Genomic DNA, 21,409 nt, shown 5'->3' on the forward strand with positions numbered 1-21,409 from the left:
TCGCGCGTCTGGACGAACCTCAGCGTCGTCTTAGGCTGTCCTGCAGATTGGCCAGGCTGACACGCGCCTGATCCAGCAACAGCTGGCGCTCTTCACGGTCATGATGCGCGGCATGCGCCGCGGCGAGTTGCAGGTTCACGTATTCGATTCCGCTGGTGAAGCGATAGAACTCGCGACGCGAGGCCACCTGGCGAAAGGCGTCGAGCAGCGAGGGATCAAGCGCCAGCCGCTCACCACGCGCAACGTCTGGCTCCGCCTCCACCAATGCCGATAGCAGTGGTTGCACGGCCTGATTCCATTCCTCTCTGCGCGGCCGCCAGCGACCGAGCCAGAAGCCAATGAAACCGCCGATGCCAAGGCCGCCCAGCCCCCATAACCATTCCCACTGCATGCTGGTGCCTCATTGCGTCAGATCGAATCCCGAGGGTCATTGCCTCATCTTGGCGCAGTATACCCAACAATGAGCGCTCTCATGCTCAACGCCCGACATATTTAATAAAATACTAATAAACAAGACATTTGCGCTCATTGCGCACGGGCGCCCAGCACGATGATGGCGCTGCCCGCCAGGCAGACCAGTGTCCCCAGCAGGTCCCAGCGACTGGGCAACTGCTGCTCGACCAGCCACAGCCAGGCCACTGACGCGGCGATATAGACACCGCCATAGACGGCAAAGGCGCGCCCGGCGTGACTGACGTCGACCAGTGAAAGCAGCCAGGCGAACAGCGCCAGGCTGAGCATGCCGGGAATCAGCCAACCGGGGCTGCGTTCCAGTTTCCACCAGGCCCAGAAACTGAAGCAGCCGGCGATCTCGGCGAGCGCCGCCAGCGGATATATCCAGAGAATCGACATCGATGAGTCTCGCGTGAGATTGGCAGCCCTGGGTGACAGCGCCATGAAAGTTGTCGGCAACAGACGACTCCCGCCTCCCATCAAAAGCCGCTAGGATTAATTAGCGGACAATCCATGGACAATCACGGCCGATGGATTCCCTGTCCGTCTCTCCGTATTGACCAAGCCAGGATTGGCGCCGTCTTGCTGCGCATGATATCGCGCAGTGACTCGATAACAAGGAACCCCACGATGACTCGGCAACGACTGATCATCAATCGCCTGGACGCTGACCGCCTCCAGCGCCTGATCGACGCTCAGCAACACGATGATGAGCTGTCCCTTCGCCTCGAAAGCCGCCTGATCCAGGCAGAGATCGTGCCCCCCGATGACTTCCCCGAAGACCGCGTCAGCATGCGTAGCCGCCTGCGTCTCAAGGGGTCGCGCTCCGGCGATAGCGAGCTGACACTGCACTACCCTACCCCGGAGGATGGCGAATGCATGTCGCTGCGCAGCCACCTGCCGCAACCCGAAGAGCAAGAGACCTCACTGGCGCTGTGCATCATGTCACCGCTGGGCATCGCGCTGCTGGGAATGGCGGTCGGCGAGCAGATCACGCTGCCCCGGGAAGATGGCCAGAGTGACGTCATCCGCCTGGAAGCCATCCTGCATCAGCCGGAAGCCTGCGGTCAGTTCCATCTCTGAAGGGCCAGGGCCACTTGATTCACGTCTGAAAAGTGCCGGATTCGACAGTCAGCCCTGTGCTGACACAGGCTGTCCGCGTGGCAATACGCTACGCTGACAGGAGCCAGCAGGGTTGCCGGACCCTGCTGGCTCACGCCATTGCTCCTTGACATAACACGCCATCGATCCCGCTGCGCACCTGCGCATGCGGGCATTTTCAATGTCTGTCTGGAGAATGTCTCATGGGTATATTATCGCACCCTCATGTCAAGACAGCCGCTCACCGGCGTCTGCATGAAGCTCTCGAGCACTACGCGGCCAGTCATCAGCATCGTGAGAACATCCGCATGCATCTTGTCTGCGTGCCGGTCATCTTCACTGCCAGCTTGATCCTGCTGTGGAGACTGCTCGGGGGGCAGGGGCTATCGAGTGAACCGGGGCTGGGTGTGTGGATGCTGCCCGGTGGCGTGGTCACCCTGGCGGTCCTGGCCGTCTATGCGCGCTTCTCTCCCAGGGTACTTGGCGTGATGGCCGTCTGGGCCCTGGCAAGCCTGGCGCTGATGTTCGTGATGCTCGGGCTCAACTGGCCGGTAACACCGATGATGCTGGCAGCCTTCGTGGTCGCCTGGATCGGTCAGGTCGTCGGCCATCGTATCGAGGGCCGCAAACCGGCCTTCCTCGATGACCTGCGGCAGCTGCTGATCGGGCCGCTGTTCGTGCTGGTCGAGCTGTTCCCCGCCATGCGTGACTGGTTGCTGAAGCAGGATGAGCCGACCGAGCGGTCATGAGCGGCCAGTGGGCATGCAAGCTTGCCGACACGGCCCGGTGGACAGGGATTCCGACAACACAAAAAGCCCAGCGACCTGACACGGTCGCTGGGCTTTTCATTGGACGCTACTGACGGTCACGGTGACTTGTGACTTGTGGCTTGCGTCATTGCTCCGGCGCGAAATCCTCGAGGCTGAAGGCCATCAATGGCGCTGCGCCAGCAGTGATCTGGGCTTCCAGGGCGACGGCGCGCGGCAGAACGCGTGCCACGAAGTACTCCCCGAGCGCCAGCTTGCGGCGATAGAAGCCCTCACCGCTGGCACCTGCTTGCGCCAGTCCACGCGCCGCAGCACGCGCCATGCGCAGCCACAGATAGCTGTAGACACACAGCCCCGCCAGGTTGAGGTAGTCACAGGCCGCCGCGCCCAGCTCTTCCGGGTTGTCATCGGCGCGGGCCAGCAACTGCTCGGACACTCGCTCCAGGCGCGCCAGCTCCGTCTTGCAGGCCTCGGCGAACGGGCGGGTCTGGGCGTCATCGGCCTGACGCTCAAGCTCGGCTCGCACCAGGGCGGCAAAGCTCGCCACATGGGCGCCACGGTTGCGGTAGAGCTTGCGCCCGACCAGATCCATCGCCTGAATGCCGTTGGTGCCTTCGTAGATCATCGCGATGCGTGCATCGCGCACGTACTGCTCGGCGCCCCACTCCACGCAGTAGCCATTGCCACCATAGAGCTGCTGCGCCATGACGGTGGCATCGAAGCCACGGTCGGTCAGCAGCGCCTTGGCGATCGGCGTCATGAATTGCACCAGCGCATCCGCGTCGGCCTTCACCGCGTCATCGGCGTGATATTTGACGCGGTCCAGCTGCTGGCCCACGAAGACGGCAAAGGCGCGCCCGGTCTCGTTCCAGACGCGCACCTCAAGCGCCATGCGCCGCACGTCAGGATGCACCAGAATCGGGTCGGCCGGCTTGTCAGGCGCCTTGGCGCCTGTCGGTGCCCGGCTCTGCAGACGCTCGGCGGCGAAGTCCATCGCGCTCTGATAGGCCACCTCGCCCAACCCCAGCCCCTGCAGGCCGATAGAAAGACGCTCGTAGTTCATCATGGTGAACATCGCCGCCAGCCCCTGATGCGGCTCGCCGATCAGCACGCCTTCGGCACCGTCGAAGTTCATCACGCAGGTCGCGCTGCCCTTGATGCCCATCTTGTGTTCGATGGAGCCACAGCTGACCGCATTCGGTGCCGTCGGCTGGCCATCGGCATCAAGCAGGTGCTTGGAGACCAGAAACAGCGAGATGCCGCGTGTCCCCGGCGGCGCATCCGGCAGCTTGGCGAGCACCAGATGCACGATGTTGTCGACCATGTCGTGCTCGCCGCCGGTGATCCAGATCTTGGTGCCGGTGAGACGATAGCGCGGCAGCCCCAGCAGCGGGTCATCGCCCTCGAGGGGTTCGGCACGGGTGCGGATCAGGCCGAGATCCGTGCCGCAATGCGGCTCGGTCAGACACATGGTGCCCAGCCAGTCGCCGGCATACATGCGCGGCAGAAACACCTGCTTGACGGACTCCGGCGCATGGCTATCCACCGCCAGACAGGCGCCGGCATTCAGTGCCGGATAGAGCGCGAAACTGGTATTGGTGGCGTAGAGCATCTCTTCAAAGGCCACGGTGAGCATCTTGGGCATGCCCTGACCACCGTATTCAGGATTACCGCCCAGCCCCATCCAGCCGCCTTCGGCGAGCACCCGATAGGCCTCCTTGAAGCCCTTGGGTGTCGTGACGTGGCCATTCTCGAAACGCGCACCCTCGGCGTCACCGCTCAGGTTGAGTGGCAGCAGCTCGGCCTGGGTCACGCGCGCACCTTCCTCGAGAATCGCCTCGGCCAGCTCGATATTCACCTCTTCGGTGGCTGCCATGCCCGCCCATTCCTGCTCGGCGGCGAACACCTCATCGAGAATGAAGCGTGCATCCTTGAGTGGCGCCTGATACTTGGCCATATCACTGTCCTCACTGACTCATGTGCTTAGGGCTTTCGCGAAAGACTTGCCTCTCACCCCGTGATGAACGACGGGCTTCGCTCAGCAGAATTCAAACGATTGCTTGAAACAATAGGCGCAATCAGATGCCACGTCATCTCGACCTTGGCCCAAGAGCCGCCCAGCCATGCGCCAGCACGATGATCAGGCCCGCGATAACCAGTCCAACAACGCAAGACGCCGCCCCGGAGTTACCGAGGCGGCGTCTTGTCACTGCTCATGTCGCTGCTTTTAGCGCTTTCGCTACGGTCGCTCTAGACCGATACCACATTGGCCAGCGGCGTCGGGTGCTTGCCATCTTCCCACCCCAGGCTGCTGTTGGCATTCGGCGAGAACCACTTGAGCGAATCGTGCAGCTTGACCACATCCCCGACGATGATCAGCGTCGGCGGCTTGAGGCCCTGACCAGCGATCTGCGCCGGCATGTCGGCCAGCGTTGCCACATGCACACGCTGACGCGCGGTGGTGCCCTGCTCGACCAGCGCAATCGGCGTAGACGCCGCCAGACCATTGGCGATCAACTGCTCACAGATCAGCCCCAGGCTGCCAAGTCCCATGTAGAAGACCAGCGTCTGGGCCGGACGCGCCAGCGCCTCCCAATCCAGGTCACAGCTGCCATCCTTCAAGTGGCCGGTGACGAAGCGCACCGACTGGGCGTGGTCGCGATGAGTCAGCGGGATACCCGCGTAAGCCGCGCAACCGGAAGCCGCCGTGATGCCCGGCACCACCTCGAAGCTGATGCCGGCGCCGGCCAGGGTCTCGAGCTCTTCCCCGCCGCGTCCGAAGATGAAGGCGTCACCGCCCTTCAAGCGCACCACGCGATGCCCGGCGCGGGCGTAATCCACCAGCGCCTGATTGATGCCTTCCTGGGGCACGCTGTGATCGCTGCGCGCCTTGCCGACATACAGGCGACGCGCCTCCGGATTGGCCAGCGCCAGAATCTCGTGACTGACCAGGCGATCATGAATGATGACATCGGCCTGCTGCAGATGGCGCAGCGCCTTGAGCGTCAGCAGCTCCGGATCACCCGGCCCCGCGCTGACCAACGCCACCTGGCCATGCGTGCCCGTGAAGCGGTCCTCCTCCTTCACGGGCAATACCGCTTCGCCGGCCACCAGACGCGGCGGCAGGCGCACGCTGGAGTCCCGGGGGTGGCTCGGCGCGAACACCATCACGTGCTGCTCGCGCGCATGACGCAGGATGCCGCGATCGCGCCCTTCGCTGCCGGTGGCGACCAGCCATAGCTGGCCGGGGGCCGGCACGGGTAACAGGGTATCGGCAACCTCCCAACCTTCACGACCACACAGGGTCTCCAGCATCGGCATGCGGGCATCACCGTAGACACACAGGTCTGCACCGAGACCGGCGAAACGCTCGGCCAGCGCGACAGCCTCCTGGCCGCCACCGATCAGGCACAGCTGGAGTCGTGAGGGGTCACAGGAGAGATTGAGAAATTCCATGGGGCACATCCACAAACGCGGCGAGGCTGGGGAGCAGCCTTCGATGGGTCGCATTTTAGAGCATAAAAACCACTCTCTAAAATAACCAATAAGAATAACAACCCTGATGCTACGTTGTAGTCGCGCAGAGGGAATAACGAGTGGTGCGATCGGGCGAGGCCTCTGTCTCCGCGATAAACGAAGGCCCCCGCTTCCATGGGAAAGCGGGGGCCTTGACTACGAGAATCCACTACGGCGATTCACGCACCTCAGACGTTGATGGTTTCCACCCCGCCCATGTAGCCACGCAGCGCCTGCGGCACAGTGATGGAGCCATCGGCGTTCTGATGGTTTTCCAGCACGGCGACCAGGCAGCGGCCCACGGCCAGACCGGACCCATTCAGGGTATGCACCAGCTGCGGCTTCTTCTGACCTTCGACACGCACACGCGCCTGCATGCGGCGCGCCTGGAAGTCACGGCAGTTGGAGATGGAGGAAATCTCGCGGTAGGTCGCCTGGCTCGGCAGCCAGACTTCCAGGTCATAGGTCTTGGCGGCGGCAAAGCCCATGTCGCCGGTGCACAGGGTCACGGCACGGTACGGCAGTTCCAGCGCCTGCAGGATGGCTTCGGCGTGGCCGCGCATCTCTTCGAGGGCTTCGTCGCTCTTCTCCGCCGCGACGACCTGCACCATCTCGACCTTGTCGAACTGGTGCTGGCGAATCATGCCGCGGGTATCACGGCCATAGGCACCGGCTTCACTGCGGAAGCACGGGGTATGGGCGGTGAACTTGAGCGGCAGACTGCCGGCGTCGATGATCTCGTCACGCACCATGTTGGTCAGCGGCACTTCGGCGGTCGGGATCAGGAAGAAATCACGATCGTCGTTGAGCTTGAACAGGTCTTCCTCGAACTTGGGCAGCTGGCTGGTGCCCATCAGGGAGTCGCGGTTGACGATATAGGGTACGTAATATTCTTCGTAGCCATGCTCCAGCGTCTGCTTGTCGAGCATGAACTGCACCAGCGCACGGTGCAGGCGCGCGATGGAGCCATGCATCACGGCGAAACGTGAACCGGTGATCTTGACCGCCAGTTCGAAGTCCAGCTGGCCCTTGAGCTCACCGAGGTCGACGTGGTCGCGCACGTCGAAATCGAATTCACGCGGCGTGCCCCAGCGGTGCAGCTCGACGTTGTCGCTTTCGTCAGCGCCTTCCGGCACTTCGGCGTCCGGCAGGTTCGGCAGGCTGGCCGCCATGGCGTCGGCCTTGGCCTGCAGCTCATTGAGCTCGGACTTGGCGGCGTCGAGACGCTCGCCCAGATCACTGACTTCTGCCAGCAGCGGCGCGATGTCTTCGCCGCGTGCCTTGGCATTACCGATGGACTTGGAGCGGGTGTTGCGCTCGTTCTGCAGGGATTCCGTCTCGACCTGCAGGTCACGGCGGCGCGCTTCCAGCGCGGCAAAGGCTTCGGTATCCAGCTGATAGCCACGACGTGCGAGGCGCTCGGCAGTCGCTTCAAGATCAGCGCGCAGAAGTTTCGGGTCCAGCATGTGGGAAGGCTCTCTCGTCGGATCACTCAGGCCGCATCGCGGCGCGGAAAGGTTATGCGCACTAGTCTACCTCAGCCATGCCCTGCTTCGCAGCCGCCCAGGCGACAGGATGGCGCGCTCGGGCGCGGGAATCACAGCAGAACGCGTGCGATCTTCATGCCCAGCGCGACCATGCCCAGACACGCCACCACACTGACGGCGACATAGACCAGCCCCGCCAGCATGCGTCCGCTCATCATCAGATTGAGCGCCTCGAGGGCAAAGGTGGAAAAGGTGGTGAAGGCGCCGGTGAAGCCGGCCACCATGATCGCCTGCCAGACGGGGGCCAGCTTGAGCTCCTGGGTCACCCAGATGAACAGGAACCCCATCAGGCAGCTGCCGATCAGATTGACGCCGAGGGTCCCCCACGGGAAACCACGCCCGGCGGCGCCGACGATCCAGCCACTGACAAGATACCGTCCCAGCGCCCCGATGGCGCCGCCCGCTGCTACTGCCAACCAGGTTCCCATGTGCCTTGTATGCCCCGTGCTCGATTCATTGCGAGTGAGCGCTGGGCAACGCCATGGATCGGCCGCCAGCCACTCTGGCACCCGAGGGTGCCGCCTAGCGCTCCATTGTAGGAAAATCGCCAGCCACGGGGAATCCACGACTCACGAAAGGCAGGTTGAACAAAGCACGACACCCGCGATGCGCCTCCTGACCAATGGGCATCGCGGGTGTCTGAGGGTGGCTGAGAGCGAAAGGCATCAGGCGTCAGAGCGACTCATTCACTGCCGGGGGACACACTGCCCTGCTCGATCTCCGCGCGCAGTTGCTCCAGCACATGCTGCCATTGGCGATGCGCGCCTTCCTTGCCCCCGAGCTGCTCCAGACCGCGTGCCGTCCAGGTGCCGGGGGTGCCGATACGCGAGGCAAGCTCGCCGGGCGGGGTATCGGGGTGGGCTTCCATCAAGGCCAGCGCATCACGCAACTGCGCCATCAGCAACAGGCGCGCCTGGGGGCCGCTCATGCCGGGCACCGTCTGGAACCAGTCGAGCAACGCCTGCTGCTGCGCCATCTGCCAGGCATTCACGCAGACCGCCAGCATGCTGGCCTCGAAGGCCGCTTCATCATCGAAGGCGATGATCTGCCGGACCGCCGGCCCGAGCAGGTCGCGCGTCAGCGGGTCTTCCGGATAGAGCGTGAGGGCGCTTTGCCCTTCACAGACCGCCAGCCCCGTCATCACCCGCACCACTCGCGCCGGCGCGAACCAGCGCTGCAGCTGCTGCAGTGGCACCCCGGCCGCCAGCACCATCAGGTGATGGTCCTTGCTCAGCGCGTGGCTTTCACGCAGTTCACTTGCCAGTGCCTCGAGCTGCTCTGGTCGCACCCCGACCAGCAGGCACAGGCTCGATTCACACACCGCGACGTTGCTTGCGTGGCGGATGGCACCGAAACGCCAGCCCAGACGGTGACTGCGCACGTCGTTGCGCGGCGAGAGATGAAATTCCAGATCATGCCGCGAGCGGCCTTCGCGCTGACAACCGCGCGCCAACGCGACCAGCAATGACTCCGCCAACTCCCCCACCCCCAGCACTCCCAATCGCGTGGGCGGCTGGCGAGACTCGCGATGACAGGTGGAGGTCGAGGAATAGGTGGACGATGCCATGAGCTAACTCCTGATGACTCAGCGGAAGAGGGAAGACAGCTTCAAGGGAAGAAACGGAGGGGATACGCCATGACGGCCTGCCTTGCGATGGCTGACGGTACCACTGAAGCGGCGACTGACGCCTGACAATCGCCCGCAGCATGTGCACATCATCCCCCTTGCTGCTTGCATTCGGGCGCACACGCCTTGATTTGATGACTCCTCACAGCGTAGTCATTCCTCACTCCTTTCACCTGAATTCCCGTCTCGCGAGTGACGCAATGCCGCGCTGGGCTGGGGCCACACGCCCAGCTCAGGTAAGCTTAGGCCCATTGGCCCTGGATGCCTGCCTGACGCGACTCACTGCCCGAGCGAGATCATGACCGAACGCCTGCTGGATATGCCCGCCCCCGTCGATTCCCTCTATCTGGACTTCCTGGCCGCCCTGCGAGATGCAGGCTTTGCCGGTGACATCAGTCCGGACTATGCCAACCGCACCGTGTTGTCGACCGACAACTCGCTCTATCAGGTGCTGCCTCAGGCCGTGGTCTACCCGCGCCATGCCGAGGATGTCCAGCGCATCGCGCGCCTCTCCCACGAGCCACGCTTTTCGGGCGTCACCCTGGCGCCACGCGGCGGCGGTACCGGCACCAATGGCCAGTCGCTCAATGACGGCGTGCTGGTGGACGTCTCGCGGCACATGAACCGCATTCTCGAGATCGATGTCGAGAACCGCCGCGTGCGCGTCGAGGCCGGCGTGGTGAAGGACCAGCTGAATGCCGCGCTCAAGCCGCATGGCCTGTTCTTCGCCCCGGAGCTCTCGACCTCCAACCGCGCCACCATTGGCGGCATGATCAATACCGATGCCTCCGGTCAGGGCAGCTGCGAATACGGCAAGACGCGTGATCACGTGCTGGCGCTCGACAGCGTTCTGCTCGACGGGACACGGCTGTCGAGCCATGCCATCGATGATGCCGAGCTCGAGACACTGTGCGCACGTGATGACCGCGTCGGTGAGGTCTACCGCACCGCACGCGCGATCGCCGATGAGCGCGCCGAGGAAATCGCCGACATCTTCCCGCCGCTCAACCGCTGCCTGACCGGCTACGACCTCGCCCACCTGCGCGAGGCCGATGGGCGTTTCAACCTCAACAGCCTGCTGTGCGGCGCCGAGGGCACGCTGGGCTTCGTGGTCGAGGCCGAGCTGAATGCGCTGCCCATCGCGCCCTGCTCGACGCTGATCAACCTGCGCTACGCAAGCTTCATGGATGCACTGCGCGACGCCAAGGCGCTGATGGCGGTCGAGGGCAATCGCCCGACCTCCATCGAGACGGTGGATGACACCGTGCTCAACCTCGCCATGCAGGACTTCGTGTGGGACAGCGTCGAGGAATTCTTCCCGGCCAGCGCCGAAGGCACCCCGGCCATCGGCGGCATCAACCTGATCGAATTCAATGCCGACAGCGAAGAGGTGCTGGATGCCAAGGTCCGCGCCTTCAGCGAGCACCTGGCCAGCGATACCAGCGTCGAGCGTCTCGGCTTCACCGAAGCCCGCGGTCGCGCGCAGATCGGTCGTGTCTATGGCATGCGCAAGCGCTCGGTGGGCCTGCTGGGCAATGTCGACGGCGAAGCCCGCCCGCTGCCCTTCGTCGAGGACACCGCCGTTCCGCCGGAGCATCTGGCCGATTACATCGCCGAATTCCGCGCCGCGCTGGATGCCCGTGGCCTGCGCTATGGCATGTTCGGGCATGTCGATGCCGGCGTGCTGCACGTGCGCCCGGCGCTGGACATGAAGGACCCCGCCCAGCAGGCGATGATCCGCGAGATCTCCGATGAGGTCGCCGCCCTCACCCACAAGTACGGTGGCCTGCTGTGGGGCGAGCACGGCAAGGGCGTGCGCTCCGAGTACTCGCCTCGCTTCTTCGGCAGTCTCTACGGCGCGCTGCAGGACGTGAAGGCAGCCTTTGACCCGCACAACCAGCTCAATCCGGGCAAGATCGCCTCCCCGCGCCTGTCAGTGGCGCTGGTCGACGACGCTGGCACGCGTGACGCTGGCGCCAGCGAAGGGGGCAGCGAAGGGAGCAGCGAAAGCGACAAGCGTGATCACGCTGACAGCGCCGTCGAAGCCTTCGATCCCCGCTTGATGCGCATCGATGACGTGACCATGCGCGGCGATCTCGACCGTCAGATCGATGAGCGCGTGTGGCAGGAATACGCCAGTGCCGTCTACTGCAATGGCAATGGCGCCTGCTACAACTACGACCCCAACGACGCCATGTGCCCGTCGTGGAAGGCGACCCGCCAGCGCATCCACTCGCCCAAGGGACGTGCCAGCCTGATGCGTGAGTGGCTGCGCCTGGAAGGCAACGCCGGACGCGACGTGATCGCCGAAGCCCAGGCCGCGCGTACCCCGGGCCTCAAGGGCACCGCCATGTGGCTGGCGCGTCTGCCGGCGCGCATCAGCGCCTCGCTCAAGGCACGCCGTGCCGGCACCGCACAGGCTGAGGGTCAGTCTGACGCCAACTTCGACCAGCAGGTCTATGAAGCCATGTCCGGCTGCCTGGCGTGCAAGTCCTGCGCGGGCCAGTGCCCGATCAAGGTCAACGTGCCCGATTTCCGCAGCCGCTTCCTTGAGGTCTATCACCATCGTTATCAGCGTCCGCTGCGCGATTACCTGATCGGCAGCCTCGAATTCGTGCTGCCGTGGGCCGAGCGCGTCACGCCGCTCTATAACGGCCTATTGACCAACAAGCTGGTCAATCGTCTGCTGGAAGGCCCGATCGGCATGGTCGATGCGCCGCGCCTGTCACGCGCCAGCCTGCGCAGACAGCTCAAGAGCTGGGGCGTGTCCGAGGCGACGCCGACCCAGCTGGGCCGCCTGACCGAATCCCAGAAGGCCAGAAGCGTGATCCTGGTGCAGGACGCCTTCACCAGCCACTTCGAGGCCCAGCTGGTGATCGACATCATCGAGCTGCTGTCGCGACTCGACATCCATGTCTTCGTCGCGCCCTTTGCCCCCAACGGCAAGCCGCTGCAGGTGCAGGGCTTCACCGGCGCCTTCCAGCGTACCGCGCGTACCCAGGCCGAGCGTCTCAAGGCGATCGCCGACTTCGGCGTGCCGCTGGTCGGCATCGACCCGGCGATGACCCTGACCTATCGTCAGGAGTACGTGAAGACCCTCGGCCCGGACGCGGTCCCCGATGTCCTGCTGCTGCAGGAATGGCTGATCAGCCTGCGCAAGCTGCTGCCGGTCGGCGTCACCAAGACAGTACTGGGCAAGATGGACCCGGGCATGAAGCTTCTGAGCCACTGTACCGAGAGCACCAATGCCCCGGGCTCGGCCAAGGCCTGGCAGCAGGTCTACTCCGCCTTCGGCCTCAAGCTCGAGACCATCGCCACCGGCTGCTGCGGCATGTCCGGTACCTACGGCCACGAAGCGCGCAATCTCGAGACCTCGCGTGCCATCTATGACCTGTCGTGGAAGGCCGTGGTCGAAGACGACGCCAATCAGGGCAAGCTGGTCGCCAGTGGCTATTCGTGCCGCAGTCAGAGCAAGCGTTTCTCCGGCAGCCAGTTGCCGCATCCGCTGCAGGCATTGCTGCCGCTGCTGCGTCGCGCCCAATGAGTGATCGCGTCTGCCCGACGCCATCACGCGGGCACGAGAGAGAAAGGAAATGAGGAGAGCGCGATAAGGCAACGCGACGTTGCATACCACGGAATCAATCGCTAGGCTGCGCCCTTTCGGCCTGCCGCGCGGCAGCTGAGTGGCGCCTGCCCCCTGCTTCAAGCCTGTACAGACCAGCAGGGACAAGGGCCACTGGCAGACGGCTGAGACACAACGAAACGATGAGCGGTGACCGCAACAGTGGCACCGCTCATTTTCGCTGACTCCAAGGAAGACACCCGATGACCGAACCTGCTCTGGCCCTGACCCTGATCGGTCTGATGGCCCTCGGCTGCCAGTGGCTGGCCTGGCGCATGCGTCTGCCCGCCATCCTGCCGCTGTTGATCGTCGGCATCCTCGCCGGCCCCGTCACGGGCTGGCTGAAGCCGGATGAGCTGCTCGGCGATCTCTTGTTCCCGCTGGTCTCGCTGGCGGTGGCGGTCATCCTGTTCGAGGGCAGCCTGACGCTGGACTTCAAGGACCTGCGCGGCCATGGCCATATCGTCAGGCGACTGGTCACCACCGGCGTGGTGATCACCGGCGTGATCGGCACCGTGGCCGCCCACTATCTGCTCGACATGCGCTGGGAGATGGCCGCCGTGCTCGGTGCCCTGCTGGTGGTGACAGGTCCGACGGTGGTGATGCCATTGCTGCAGACGCTGCGCGCGCGCGGCAACCTGACCCAGATCCTGCGCTGGGAAGGCATCATGATCGACCCGGTCGGCGCGCTGCTGGCGGTGCTGGTCTATGAGTACGTCGCGCTCGGCATGACCGGCAATGCGGCCTCGCATACCCTGTTGCTGTTCGCCCAGACGGTGGGCCTCGGGCTCGGCATGGGGGCACTGGGTGGCTGGTGCTGGGGGCTGGTGCTGCGTCATTTCTGGCTGCCGCAGAAGCTGCACAACTTCGGCACCCTGATGGTGATGCTGGGGCTGTTCGCCATCTCCAACACCCTGTTCCATGAATCCGGCCTGCTGACCGTCACCGTGATGGGCGTGTGGCTGGCCAACATGCGCGGCGTGCCGACCCAGCAGATCATAGAGTTCAAGGAGACCCTGACGGTCCTGCTGATCTCGGGACTGTTCCTGCTGCTGGCGGGGCGCCTGACCGTCGAGCAGCTGTCCCTGCTGTCGTGGCCGGCGTGGATCTTCCTGGCGGTGTTGATGTGGGTCGCACGCCCCCTGACGGTCTGGCTGTGCACCCTGGGCAGCGGGCTGACGCTGCGCGAGAAGGCCCTGCTGGCCTGGCTTTCACCGCGTGGCATCGTCGCGGCAGCGGTCGCCTCGCTGTTCGCCCTCAAGCTCGAATCCCAGGGCATCGAGGGCGCCGAGATGCTGGTGCCGATGACCTTCCTGGTCATCATCGGCACCGTGGTGGTCCAGAGTCTGCTGTCGCGTCCCATCGTCAAGGTGCTGGGCGTCGGCGAGCCACCGCCCTCGGGGTTCCTGATCCTGGGCGCCAACTCGGTGTCGCGCCAGGTCGCCCGTGAACTGGTCGATGCCGGCTTCTCGGTGCGCCTGACCGATACCAACTGGGACGCCGTGCAGGAAGCGCGCATGGCGGGCCTGCCGGTCTACTACGGCAATCCGCTCTCCGAGCATGCCGCCCAGCATCTCGAGCTGACCGGCATCGGCCACCTGATGCCGCTGTCGCCCTATCGCGAACTCAATAGCCTGGCCGCGCTGCACTTCGAGCACATCCTGGGTCATGGGCGTGTCTTCCGACTCGCCGAGGACAATGGCAAGAATGCCAAGCGCCAGCAGGACCAGGCGCTGGGGCATCTGCCGCTGCTGTTCGATGGCAAGATCACCTATGCCAAGCTGGCGAGCCTGCTCTCTCAGGGCGCTCAGTTCCGGCGTGCGCGTATCACCGAGAGCTTCAGCCTCGAGGATTACCGCAGGATTCATGAAGAGCGCCTGCTGCCGCTGTTCTGCATCAGCAGTCAGGGTCGCATCCGGATCGCCAACACGGCCGTGGCGCTGGAACCCAAGGCCGGCGAGACGCTGATCAGCCTGATCCATGCCGACTCGCCGGAGCTGAACAAGTCTTCCCAGCCCAGGACCGACAAGGCCGACGCTCCCCAGGCCGACAAGGGCGCGGCCAGCAAGTCATCACAGACGCCGCCGGGCTCGGGGTCAGGCCCCCTGCCGGCCAGCCGCCTGCCGGGCGCCGGCACCTGACAGCGGGCAGACTCGGCATCACGTCGGAACATCACGACGGAAGGTACGCGGCTCGCTCATGGCGGGCCTCGTGCGTGTTGACGCAGGCACGCCTCGCGCGATTCACAAAAAATGCGTCAAACGTTAGTGGCAGACTCCGACAGAGGGCAAAAATACTGGTAGAGTACGCGCCAGTTTTGGCCATACGTCCTGTGGCCAGCGCTATTGCCTTGTCCTCAACGTAACACCTACGCATTCAGGAGCTGCTTGATGCAGATCGTCATGGGCCTGGTGGGCGTCTTCGCCCTGCTGGGGATTGCCTTCCTTCTCTCTGAAAACCGTCGCGCCATCAGCCTGCGCACCGTACTGGGTGCCTTTGCCATCCAGGCGATGCTGGGGATCTTCGTGCTCTACGTGCCTGCCGGCAAGAGCATGCTGCTTGGGCTCAGCGAAGGTGTACAGGCCGTAATGTCCAGTGCCAACGTCGGCATGGACTTCCTGTTCGGCGGCCTGGTCAGCGACAAGATGTTCGAAGTCTTCGGCGGCGGCGGCTTCGTGTTCGCGCTGCGCGTACTGCCGATCATCGTGTTCTTCTCCTCACTGATCGCGGTGCTCTATCACCTGCGCGTGATGAACGTCGTGATCAGCGTGCTCGGCGGCGGCCTGTCGAAGGTGCTCGGCACCAGCCGTCCGGAGTCCCTGTCCGCGGCCGCCAACATCTTCGTCGGCCAGACCGAAGCCCCGCTGGTCGTGCGCCCGTTCATCGCCGGCATGACCCGCTCGGAGCTGTTCGCCGTGATGACCGGTGGCCTGGCCTCGGTGGCCGGTTCCGTCCTGGTGGGCTATGCCTCGCTGGGCATCGACCTCAAGTACCTGTTGGCAGCCTCCTTCATGGCGGCGCCGGGTGGCCTGCTGATGGCCAAGATGCTGATTCCGGAGACCGAGACCAAGACCCAGAGCGTCGAAGAAGCGCTGGGCAAGGACATCGATCGCCCGACCAACGTCATCGATGCCGCCGCCTCCGGCGCGGCCTCTGGCGTGCAGCTGGCGATCAATGTCGGCGGCATGCTGCTGGCCTTCATCGCGTTGATCGCGCTGGGCAACATCATCGTCGGCTGGGTCAGCGGCCTGTTCGGCTATGAAGACATCACACTGCAGCTGCTGCTGGGCTATGCCTTCGCCCCGGTGGCCTGGGTCATCGGCGTGCCGTGGCACGAAGCCATCCAGGCGGGTAGCTTCATCGGTCAGAAGCTGGTGCTCAATGAGTTCGTCGCCTTCGCCGACCTCGCCAGCCACCAGATCAAGCTGTCCGAGCACTCTGAAGCCATCATCATCTTCGCACTGTGCGGCTTCGCCAACCTGTCCTCCGTCGCCATCCTGATGGGCGGTCTGGGGTTGATGGCACCGAACCGTCGCGGTGATATCGCGCAGATGGGCATGAAGGCGATTCTCGCCGGCACGCTCTCCAACCTGATGTCAGCGAGTCTTGCCGGCCTGTTCCTGTCTCTCTAGAGACGCTCGCTTGTGAGCCAGTCTCCAGAGAGCTGGCTTCTGTAGCACGAGCTTCCATGGAGCAGACACCGCCAACTGGCCAGACCGTCATCTCGACAACGCCCGCCCCGTGCGGGCGTTGTCGTATCTGGCACAACCTGAGACTTGCTTTCTGACTTCTCCCCCTGAATGCCCCCTCCTGAGCGGCCCTGGGTGGCAGTCAGCGCAACGCCGGTTTGCCGATTGACTCCCTCCCCCCCGCCCCAGACAATGGTTCACGTTGAAGCCAGGGTGTTCGGGAAACGGGTGAAAACCCCGTACTGCCCCCGCAACGGTGATCGCAACGCTCATGCAGGTCGACCACGATCGACAGGATCGACACGGCCAGCCACTGCCTCCGGGAGGACCTGTCATTCGGGCCTCCCCCAAGGGAAGGAGGTGGGAAGGCGCATGAGGGGGTGAGACTCCTGCCATTGGAGTCCACCAGGCGTCAGTCCGGAGACCGGCCCTCGCTTCCACACTGGTTGATGCGGAGGGCCTCACCAGTGGCAAGTCTCCCGCGACGGGCCTGCTTGATCAGGGCGCGCGCGGGGGACGTGTGCTCGCGCACCCTGTCACGCTGTCCTCCTCATTGCGTCTGACGCTTGAGGATCATTCATGAAACACAACAACACTCGTGGTCGCGCATCCGCGCAGGCCAGCTTCACCCTCGTCGGTAGCCTGCTGCTGACCCCGCCCGCCGTCGCTGCTGATGCGCTGACCACCGATTCATCCGAGGACCTGGACACCGTCCAGGTCACCGCCAATCGCATTCCGCAGCTGCAGAATGATGTGCTGGCCAGCACCGACGTCATCACGCGTGACGAGATCGATCGCCTGCAGGCCAATTCGCTGGTCGATCTGCTGCAATCACGCAATGGTATCGAGGTCGCCCGCAGCGGCCCGATGGGCAGCCAGACCAGCCTCTTCATGCGCGGTACCGAGTCCGACCACACCTTGATTCTGGTCAATGGCCAGCGTGTTGCCAACAGTGCCGATGGCCTGGCGCATTTCGAGTTCCTGCCACTCGCCGCCGTCGAGCGTGTCGAGATCGTGCGTGGTCCGCGTGCCAGCGTCTACGGCGCCGATGCCATCGGCGGTGTGATCAACCTGATCACGCGTGGCGGCAACGAAGTCGGTCAGCATGCAGAAGTCACCCTGCGTGCCGGCAGCGATGGCACCTTCCGCCAGAACGCCCAGTTCAGCTCGGTGGAAGACGACACGCGCCTCTCGGCCAATCTCCATCATGATGAGAGCGATGGCTTCTCGGCCCGCGATACCGGCAGTGAAGATGATGGCTACGAGGCCACGGGCGCCGAACTGCGTCTTGGCCACGACTTCGGTCAGCAGGCCACGCTCAGCCTCGGCGTCGCCAACACCGAGACCGATTACGACTATGACGACTGCTACGACAGCAGCTTCAGTGCCTCGGAAGACTGCCACGGCGAGGGCAGCCAGATGGTATTGGATGCCAGCCTGCTGACGCACCTGAACCCGAACTGGGACATGACGGTCAGCGTGACGCGCACGCGGGATGAGTACGAGAACACCGAAGCCGGCAGCGATGCCGGACGTGTCGCCAGCACCCGCAACGAGGTCGGCCTGCGCCACGACTTCTACACCGACCTCGGCACGCTCAGCCTGGGGGTGGACCATCGCGAGGAAAGCCTGGATGCCGATGGCCCCTACTTCACCGCCGAGGGCTACAGCGTCGATAGCCGCTATGCCACCGGCGTCTACGGCAGCTGGCATCTTCAGCAACAGCGTCACCACGTCACGACCAGCCTGCGTTATGACGACGACAATCGTTATGGCCATCAGATGACGGGCGGCTCCAGCTACGCCTATGATCTGACGGCCGCGCAACAGCTCGGGGCCAGCTATTCCAGCGCATTCAAGGCACCGAACCTGATCGACCTCTACAGCCCCTACGGCTCCGGCAATCCGGACCTCGATGCCGAGACATCCACCACGACCGAACTGTTCTGGCGCTTGCAGCAACATCACTGGCATCTGGGCCTGAATGCCTTCCAGACCGATATCGACAACCTGATCAGCTACGAAGGAGTCGACTTCTCACCGATCAATATCGATCGCTCACGTATCCGCGGCGTCGAGCTGAGCAGTGGCTGGCAAGGCGAGGCTCTGAGCGTGAACCTTGCCATGACCTGGCAGGACCCGGAGGACCGCGATACCGGTGAGCAATTGAAGCGCCGCGCCCAGCGCTTTGCGCGTCTGGACGCCGATTACGCACTCGACGACTGGAGCTTCGGTGCCACGCTGCGTGGCAGCGCCAGCCGCAGCGATACTGACGCAGACACCTACACCGACACGCGCACTGCCGGCTATGGCGTGGTCGATCTGCGCACCAGCTGGCAGGTGATGCCGAACGTCAAGCTTAGCGCCAAGCTGGATAACGTCTTCGATCGCGAATATCAGCTGGTCAATGGCTACAACACCCAGGGCCGTTATGTAGAAGGCGGCGTCACCTTCTTCTTCTGATCGGCTTTCCCGGGATGCCTCTTTTGAAGAGCCTCGGGCGACAAGCAGCCACACATACCACAGCACCGATCACAGCACCGCCCCCGGGACGGTGCTGTGCCTTTGACTCACGGAGCATATGCATGACGGACCGCAATACCCGCCACAAGGCCGCGATGGAAAAGCTCAAGTCGCATGTCGATGACAAGGTGGCACAGGCCACTGAGGAGCGCGGCCAGCTGCTGGTGTTCACCGGCAATGGCAAGGGCAAGACGACCGCCGCCTGGGGCACCATCACCCGCGCGCTGGGCTATGGCTACAAGGTCGGTGTCATCCAGTTCATCAAGGGGCTTTGGGAATGCGGCGAGCGCGAACGGCTCGCCGAGGATGCCAATCTCGAAGTGCATGCCATGACCACCGGCTTCACCTGGGACACCCAGAATCGTGATGCCGATACCGCTGCCTGTCAGGCCGTTTGGCAGCAAGCGCAGCGCCTGATGCGCGATGACAGCGTCTATCTGGTGGTGCTCGACGAGCTGACCTACATGGTCAAGTTCGGCTATCTGCCGCTGGAGGAAGTGATGACGGCACTCGAGAATCGTCCTGCGGAGCAGACCGTCATCATCACCGGGCGCAATGCCAATCGTGAGATCGTTGCCTGTGCCGATACCGTCACCGAGATGAGCGAGATTCGCCACGGCTTCAAGCATGGCCTCAAGGCGCGGCGCGGCATAGATTTCTGAGCGCCCGACGCGCTTATTCCGATGCCTCAGTCCGGCGCCTGCACCGTCGCGATGGCAGCGCAGACCTCTGCCATCGCCTCGACACTGCGCGGGCCGGGACGACTGATCAGGTCAGGAGTCAGACCCGCCAGTGCCACCTCGGAAAGTGGCCCCTCATCTGCACGCCAGGCGGCAATCCACTCCTCGCGCGCCGGCCCCTTCGCGACCGGATGCAGAATCAGGCGCGGCCTGGCCAGCCACAAGGCTTCCCGGTTGATCTGCGGCACCACGGCGGGTGAGTCCGTCAGCAGCGGCTCACCGCCGCAGCGCCGAATCAGCTCATTGACCAGGTGATTGCCACCCAATGTCGTCATCGGGCTCTCCCCCAGCTGGAAGAAGACCGGCAAGGGGGCGCTGTCGCGGGAGCGCTCCAACTGCTCGATTCGCGCTGCGAGCGCCGCCACACGCGTATCCGCGATATCGCGGGTGCCCAGCAAGGCGCCAAGCCGAGCGATATTGGACAGCACGTCGTCGAGTGTGGCGGGCTCGCTGATGAAGACGGGCATCCCCAACGTTGTCAGAAGCTCATGCATCTCATCGGAAAGCCCACTGCCCCATGCCACGATCAGGTCAGGCCGCGCACTCAGCAGCGCCTCCAGGTTGGGCCCGTGATAGCTGGCCAGGCGCGGCAGCTCGCTGACCGCAGGGGGATGATCACTGCCCTGGCTCACACCGATCAAGGCCGGCAAGCCTCCCGCCGCCGCCACCAGCTCGGCCGCGTGCGGGGCCAGCGTGACCACCCGCTGCGCTGGCTGTGACAGCGTCACGACGTCGCCTGCATCGTCGATCACCTCACGCCCTGCGGCCAGGGCAGGCAGCGCCATCAGCAATGTCATGACGAGCACCAACACTGCCTGTGCAGCGCCACGTATCCAGCGCAGTCTCTCGTGTACCTTCACGCATCGCCCCCATTGCTGATACTTTCAAGCCTATCGCGCCCGCATTCATGCCCCTCACCAAGCGCCAGGCAACAATGTTGCCACTTTACTCAAGGGAATTCCCATGCTGATGAACTACGCCACCAGAGGCCCCGCCCCCCTCGCCCAGCGCCTGCGTCGTACCGCCATGCTATGCGGCCTGGCGCTATGCACCACCAGCGCCACACACCTGGCCCGCGCCGACCAGACGCCCGCACCGGCTCTGGTGCATGTCAGCGCCAGCGCCAGCCTGGAGGCGGCGCCCGACAAGGCAACCATCCAGGCGCGCCTGTGGGAGAAGACGCCCGCGCGCAAGGTGGATGACAAGGCTCCCGACAGCAAGGCCGAGGGCCAGGCAGCCCGCAAGGCGCGCGAGTCACTGGAATCACGCATGACGACACTGATTCAGGCACTGGAGACAGCGGGTATCGACAGCCGTCAGATCAGCGCCGGCAGCCTCAACCTGCGTCCTGAGCAGTACTACGAGCGCAACAATGGTCAGCAGCAGCCCCAGCAATGGCGCCGTACACACCTCGAACGCCCGATCAGCCTCTCTCTCGATGACCTGGACAAGGTACCGGAAGTCATCGACCTGCTGCTGGGCGCTGGCGTCAATCAACTGGCCGGTGTGCAGTATCAGATCAGTGAACGGGACGCCCTGGAAGACAAGGTATTGCAGGAAGCCTTGACCAAGGCACGCCACAAGGCACAACTGATGGCCGAGACCCTCGGCGCGACCCTGGGCAGCGTGCAGTCGATCAATGAGTCCTCACATAGCCCGCGCCCGCAGATGATGGCAATGCGTGCCGACATGGCAGAGGCCAAGAGCAGCGGCAGCGAATACCGCCCCGGCGAGCTGAGCCTCGAGAGCAGCGTTCAGGTCAGCTGGCATATCGAGTCTGCCGATTGAGGCAGTCGCGCAAAACGTGAGCGAGTGATCAGCAGC

16 protein-coding genes and 1 riboswitch are annotated in these 21,409 nt (G+C 64.2%); of the genes, 8 read left to right on the forward strand and 8 right to left on the reverse strand.

Annotation, left to right across the window (positions count from 1 at the left end; all coding sequences use genetic code 11):
* Positions 1–19 precede the first annotated feature (19 nt).
* Positions 20–391 carry a hypothetical protein gene (locus QD208_RS07705; RefSeq protein WP_043332422.1) on the reverse strand — a complete coding sequence of 124 codons (372 nt, stop codon included), beginning with the start codon at positions 389–391 and terminating at the stop codon, positions 20–22.
* Positions 392–525: 134 nt separating this feature from the next.
* Positions 526–852, reverse strand: a complete 327-nt coding sequence (locus tag QD208_RS07710; protein WP_043332424.1) for a YnfA family protein — start codon at positions 850–852, stop codon at positions 526–528.
* A 231-nt stretch (positions 853–1,083) separates the two neighbouring features.
* Here QD208_RS07710 and QD208_RS07715 point away from each other — a divergent pair, with 231 nt between their 5' ends.
* Both QD208_RS07715 and QD208_RS07720 read left to right on the forward strand, forming a co-directional pair.
* On the forward strand, positions 1,084–1,536 hold the full coding sequence (locus tag QD208_RS07715) for a nucleoside diphosphate kinase regulator (RefSeq protein ID WP_153635215.1): 453 nt from the start codon (positions 1,084–1,086) through the stop codon (positions 1,534–1,536).
* 221 nt (positions 1,537–1,757) lie between these two features.
* A complete protein-coding gene (locus QD208_RS07720; RefSeq protein WP_279836439.1) occupies positions 1,758–2,303 on the forward strand; it encodes an Mpo1-like protein in 546 nt (181 codons plus the stop codon).
* A 145-nt stretch (positions 2,304–2,448) separates the two neighbouring features.
* Here the strand turns inward: QD208_RS07720 and QD208_RS07725 are convergent, their stop codons facing one another.
* The 5 genes from QD208_RS07725 to QD208_RS07745 all read right to left on the reverse strand — a co-directional run bounded on the left by QD208_RS07725 (position 2,449) and on the right by QD208_RS07745 (position 8,951).
* Positions 2,449–4,278 carry an acyl-CoA dehydrogenase C-terminal domain-containing protein gene (locus QD208_RS07725; protein ID WP_279836441.1) on the reverse strand — a complete coding sequence of 610 codons (1,830 nt, stop codon included), beginning with the start codon at positions 4,276–4,278 and terminating at the stop codon, positions 2,449–2,451.
* 293 nt (positions 4,279–4,571) lie between these two features.
* Positions 4,572–5,777, reverse strand: a complete 1,206-nt coding sequence (gene cobA, locus QD208_RS07730) for a uroporphyrinogen-III C-methyltransferase (protein ID WP_318833285.1) — start codon at positions 5,775–5,777, stop codon at positions 4,572–4,574.
* 248 nt (positions 5,778–6,025) lie between these two features.
* Positions 6,026–7,303, reverse strand: a complete 1,278-nt coding sequence (gene serS / locus QD208_RS07735) for a serine--tRNA ligase (RefSeq protein ID WP_043332430.1) — start codon at positions 7,301–7,303, stop codon at positions 6,026–6,028.
* Positions 7,304–7,434: 131 nt separating this feature from the next.
* Positions 7,435–7,812 carry a fluoride efflux transporter CrcB gene (crcB, locus tag QD208_RS07740; RefSeq protein ID WP_054555054.1) on the reverse strand — a complete coding sequence of 126 codons (378 nt, stop codon included), beginning with the start codon at positions 7,810–7,812 and terminating at the stop codon, positions 7,435–7,437.
* 254 nt (positions 7,813–8,066) lie between these two features.
* Complete coding sequence (locus QD208_RS07745; protein ID WP_279836443.1) at positions 8,067–8,951, reverse strand: hypothetical protein; 885 nt, start codon at positions 8,949–8,951, stop codon at positions 8,067–8,069.
* A gap of 358 nt (positions 8,952–9,309) precedes the next feature.
* On the opposite strand from QD208_RS07745, the gene QD208_RS07750 reads away from it, so the two are divergent.
* From QD208_RS07750 to cobO, 5 genes are all read left to right on the forward strand, one after another.
* Complete coding sequence (locus tag QD208_RS07750; protein WP_279836444.1) at positions 9,310–12,555, forward strand: FAD-binding and (Fe-S)-binding domain-containing protein; 3,246 nt, start codon at positions 9,310–9,312, stop codon at positions 12,553–12,555.
* Positions 12,556–12,836: 281 nt separating this feature from the next.
* Positions 12,837–14,774 (forward strand): sodium:proton antiporter, encoded by a 1,938-nt coding sequence (locus QD208_RS07755; protein WP_279836445.1) that lies wholly within the window; start codon positions 12,837–12,839, stop codon positions 14,772–14,774.
* Positions 14,775–15,023: 249 nt separating this feature from the next.
* Complete coding sequence (locus QD208_RS07760; RefSeq protein ID WP_043332439.1) at positions 15,024–16,265, forward strand: NupC/NupG family nucleoside CNT transporter; 1,242 nt, start codon at positions 15,024–15,026, stop codon at positions 16,263–16,265.
* 233 nt (positions 16,266–16,498) lie between these two features.
* Positions 16,499–16,770: riboswitch (cobalamin riboswitch) on the forward strand.
* Between the two features lie 131 nt (positions 16,771–16,901).
* Complete coding sequence (locus QD208_RS07765; RefSeq protein WP_279836446.1) at positions 16,902–18,785, forward strand: TonB-dependent receptor; 1,884 nt, start codon at positions 16,902–16,904, stop codon at positions 18,783–18,785.
* A 122-nt stretch (positions 18,786–18,907) separates the two neighbouring features.
* Positions 18,908–19,507, forward strand: coding sequence for a cob(I)yrinic acid a,c-diamide adenosyltransferase (gene cobO, locus QD208_RS07770; RefSeq protein WP_279836447.1), 600 nt, complete (start codon positions 18,908–18,910; stop codon positions 19,505–19,507).
* Positions 19,508–19,533: 26 nt separating this feature from the next.
* On the opposite strand, the gene QD208_RS07775 is transcribed toward cobO, so the two are convergent.
* Positions 19,534–20,382: a helical backbone metal receptor gene (locus QD208_RS07775; RefSeq protein ID WP_279836448.1), complete on the reverse strand. Its 849-nt coding sequence runs from the start codon at positions 20,380–20,382 to the stop codon at positions 19,534–19,536.
* A 166-nt stretch (positions 20,383–20,548) separates the two neighbouring features.
* Here QD208_RS07775 and QD208_RS07780 point away from each other — a divergent pair, with 166 nt between their 5' ends.
* On the forward strand, positions 20,549–21,373 hold the full coding sequence (locus QD208_RS07780; RefSeq protein ID WP_279836449.1) for an SIMPL domain-containing protein: 825 nt from the start codon (positions 20,549–20,551) through the stop codon (positions 21,371–21,373).
* Positions 21,374–21,409: the final 36 nt, after the last annotated feature.

This window comes from Cobetia sp. 29-18-1 (assembly GCF_029846405.1).
In the GTDB taxonomy this organism is placed as follows: domain Bacteria; phylum Pseudomonadota; class Gammaproteobacteria; order Pseudomonadales; family Halomonadaceae; genus Cobetia; species Cobetia amphilecti.

Coding starts and splice junctions, on each gene's coding strand:
- QD208_RS07710 (WP_043332424.1), bottom strand. CDS start 852: ATGTCGATTCTCTGGATATATCCGCTGGCGGCGCTCGCCGAGATCGCC.
- QD208_RS07720 (WP_279836439.1), top strand. CDS start 1,758: ATGGGTATATTATCGCACCCTCATGTCAAGACAGCCGCTCACCGGCGT.
- QD208_RS07775 (WP_279836448.1), bottom strand. CDS start 20,382: ATGACATTGCTGATGGCGCTGCCTGCCCTGGCCGCAGGGCGTGAGGTG.
- QD208_RS07765 (WP_279836446.1), top strand. CDS start 16,902: ATGAAACACAACAACACTCGTGGTCGCGCATCCGCGCAGGCCAGCTTC.
- QD208_RS07725 (WP_279836441.1), bottom strand. CDS start 4,278: ATGGCCAAGTATCAGGCGCCACTCAAGGATGCACGCTTCATTCTCGAT.
- QD208_RS07780 (WP_279836449.1), top strand. CDS start 20,549: ATGCTGATGAACTACGCCACCAGAGGCCCCGCCCCCCTCGCCCAGCGC.
- QD208_RS07705 (WP_043332422.1), bottom strand. CDS start 391: ATGCAGTGGGAATGGTTATGGGGGCTGGGCGGCCTTGGCATCGGCGGT.
- QD208_RS07750 (WP_279836444.1), top strand. CDS start 9,310: ATGACCGAACGCCTGCTGGATATGCCCGCCCCCGTCGATTCCCTCTAT.
- QD208_RS07715 (WP_153635215.1), top strand. CDS start 1,084: ATGACTCGGCAACGACTGATCATCAATCGCCTGGACGCTGACCGCCTC.
- QD208_RS07745 (WP_279836443.1), bottom strand. CDS start 8,951: ATGGCATCGTCCACCTATTCCTCGACCTCCACCTGTCATCGCGAGTCT.
- crcB (WP_054555054.1), bottom strand. CDS start 7,812: ATGGGAACCTGGTTGGCAGTAGCAGCGGGCGGCGCCATCGGGGCGCTG.
- serS (WP_043332430.1), bottom strand. CDS start 7,303: ATGCTGGACCCGAAACTTCTGCGCGCTGATCTTGAAGCGACTGCCGAG.
- cobA (WP_318833285.1), bottom strand. CDS start 5,777: ATGGAATTTCTCAATCTCTCCTGTGACCCCTCACGACTCCAGCTGTGC.
- QD208_RS07760 (WP_043332439.1), top strand. CDS start 15,024: ATGCAGATCGTCATGGGCCTGGTGGGCGTCTTCGCCCTGCTGGGGATT.
- cobO (WP_279836447.1), top strand. CDS start 18,908: ATGACGGACCGCAATACCCGCCACAAGGCCGCGATGGAAAAGCTCAAG.
- QD208_RS07755 (WP_279836445.1), top strand. CDS start 12,837: ATGACCGAACCTGCTCTGGCCCTGACCCTGATCGGTCTGATGGCCCTC.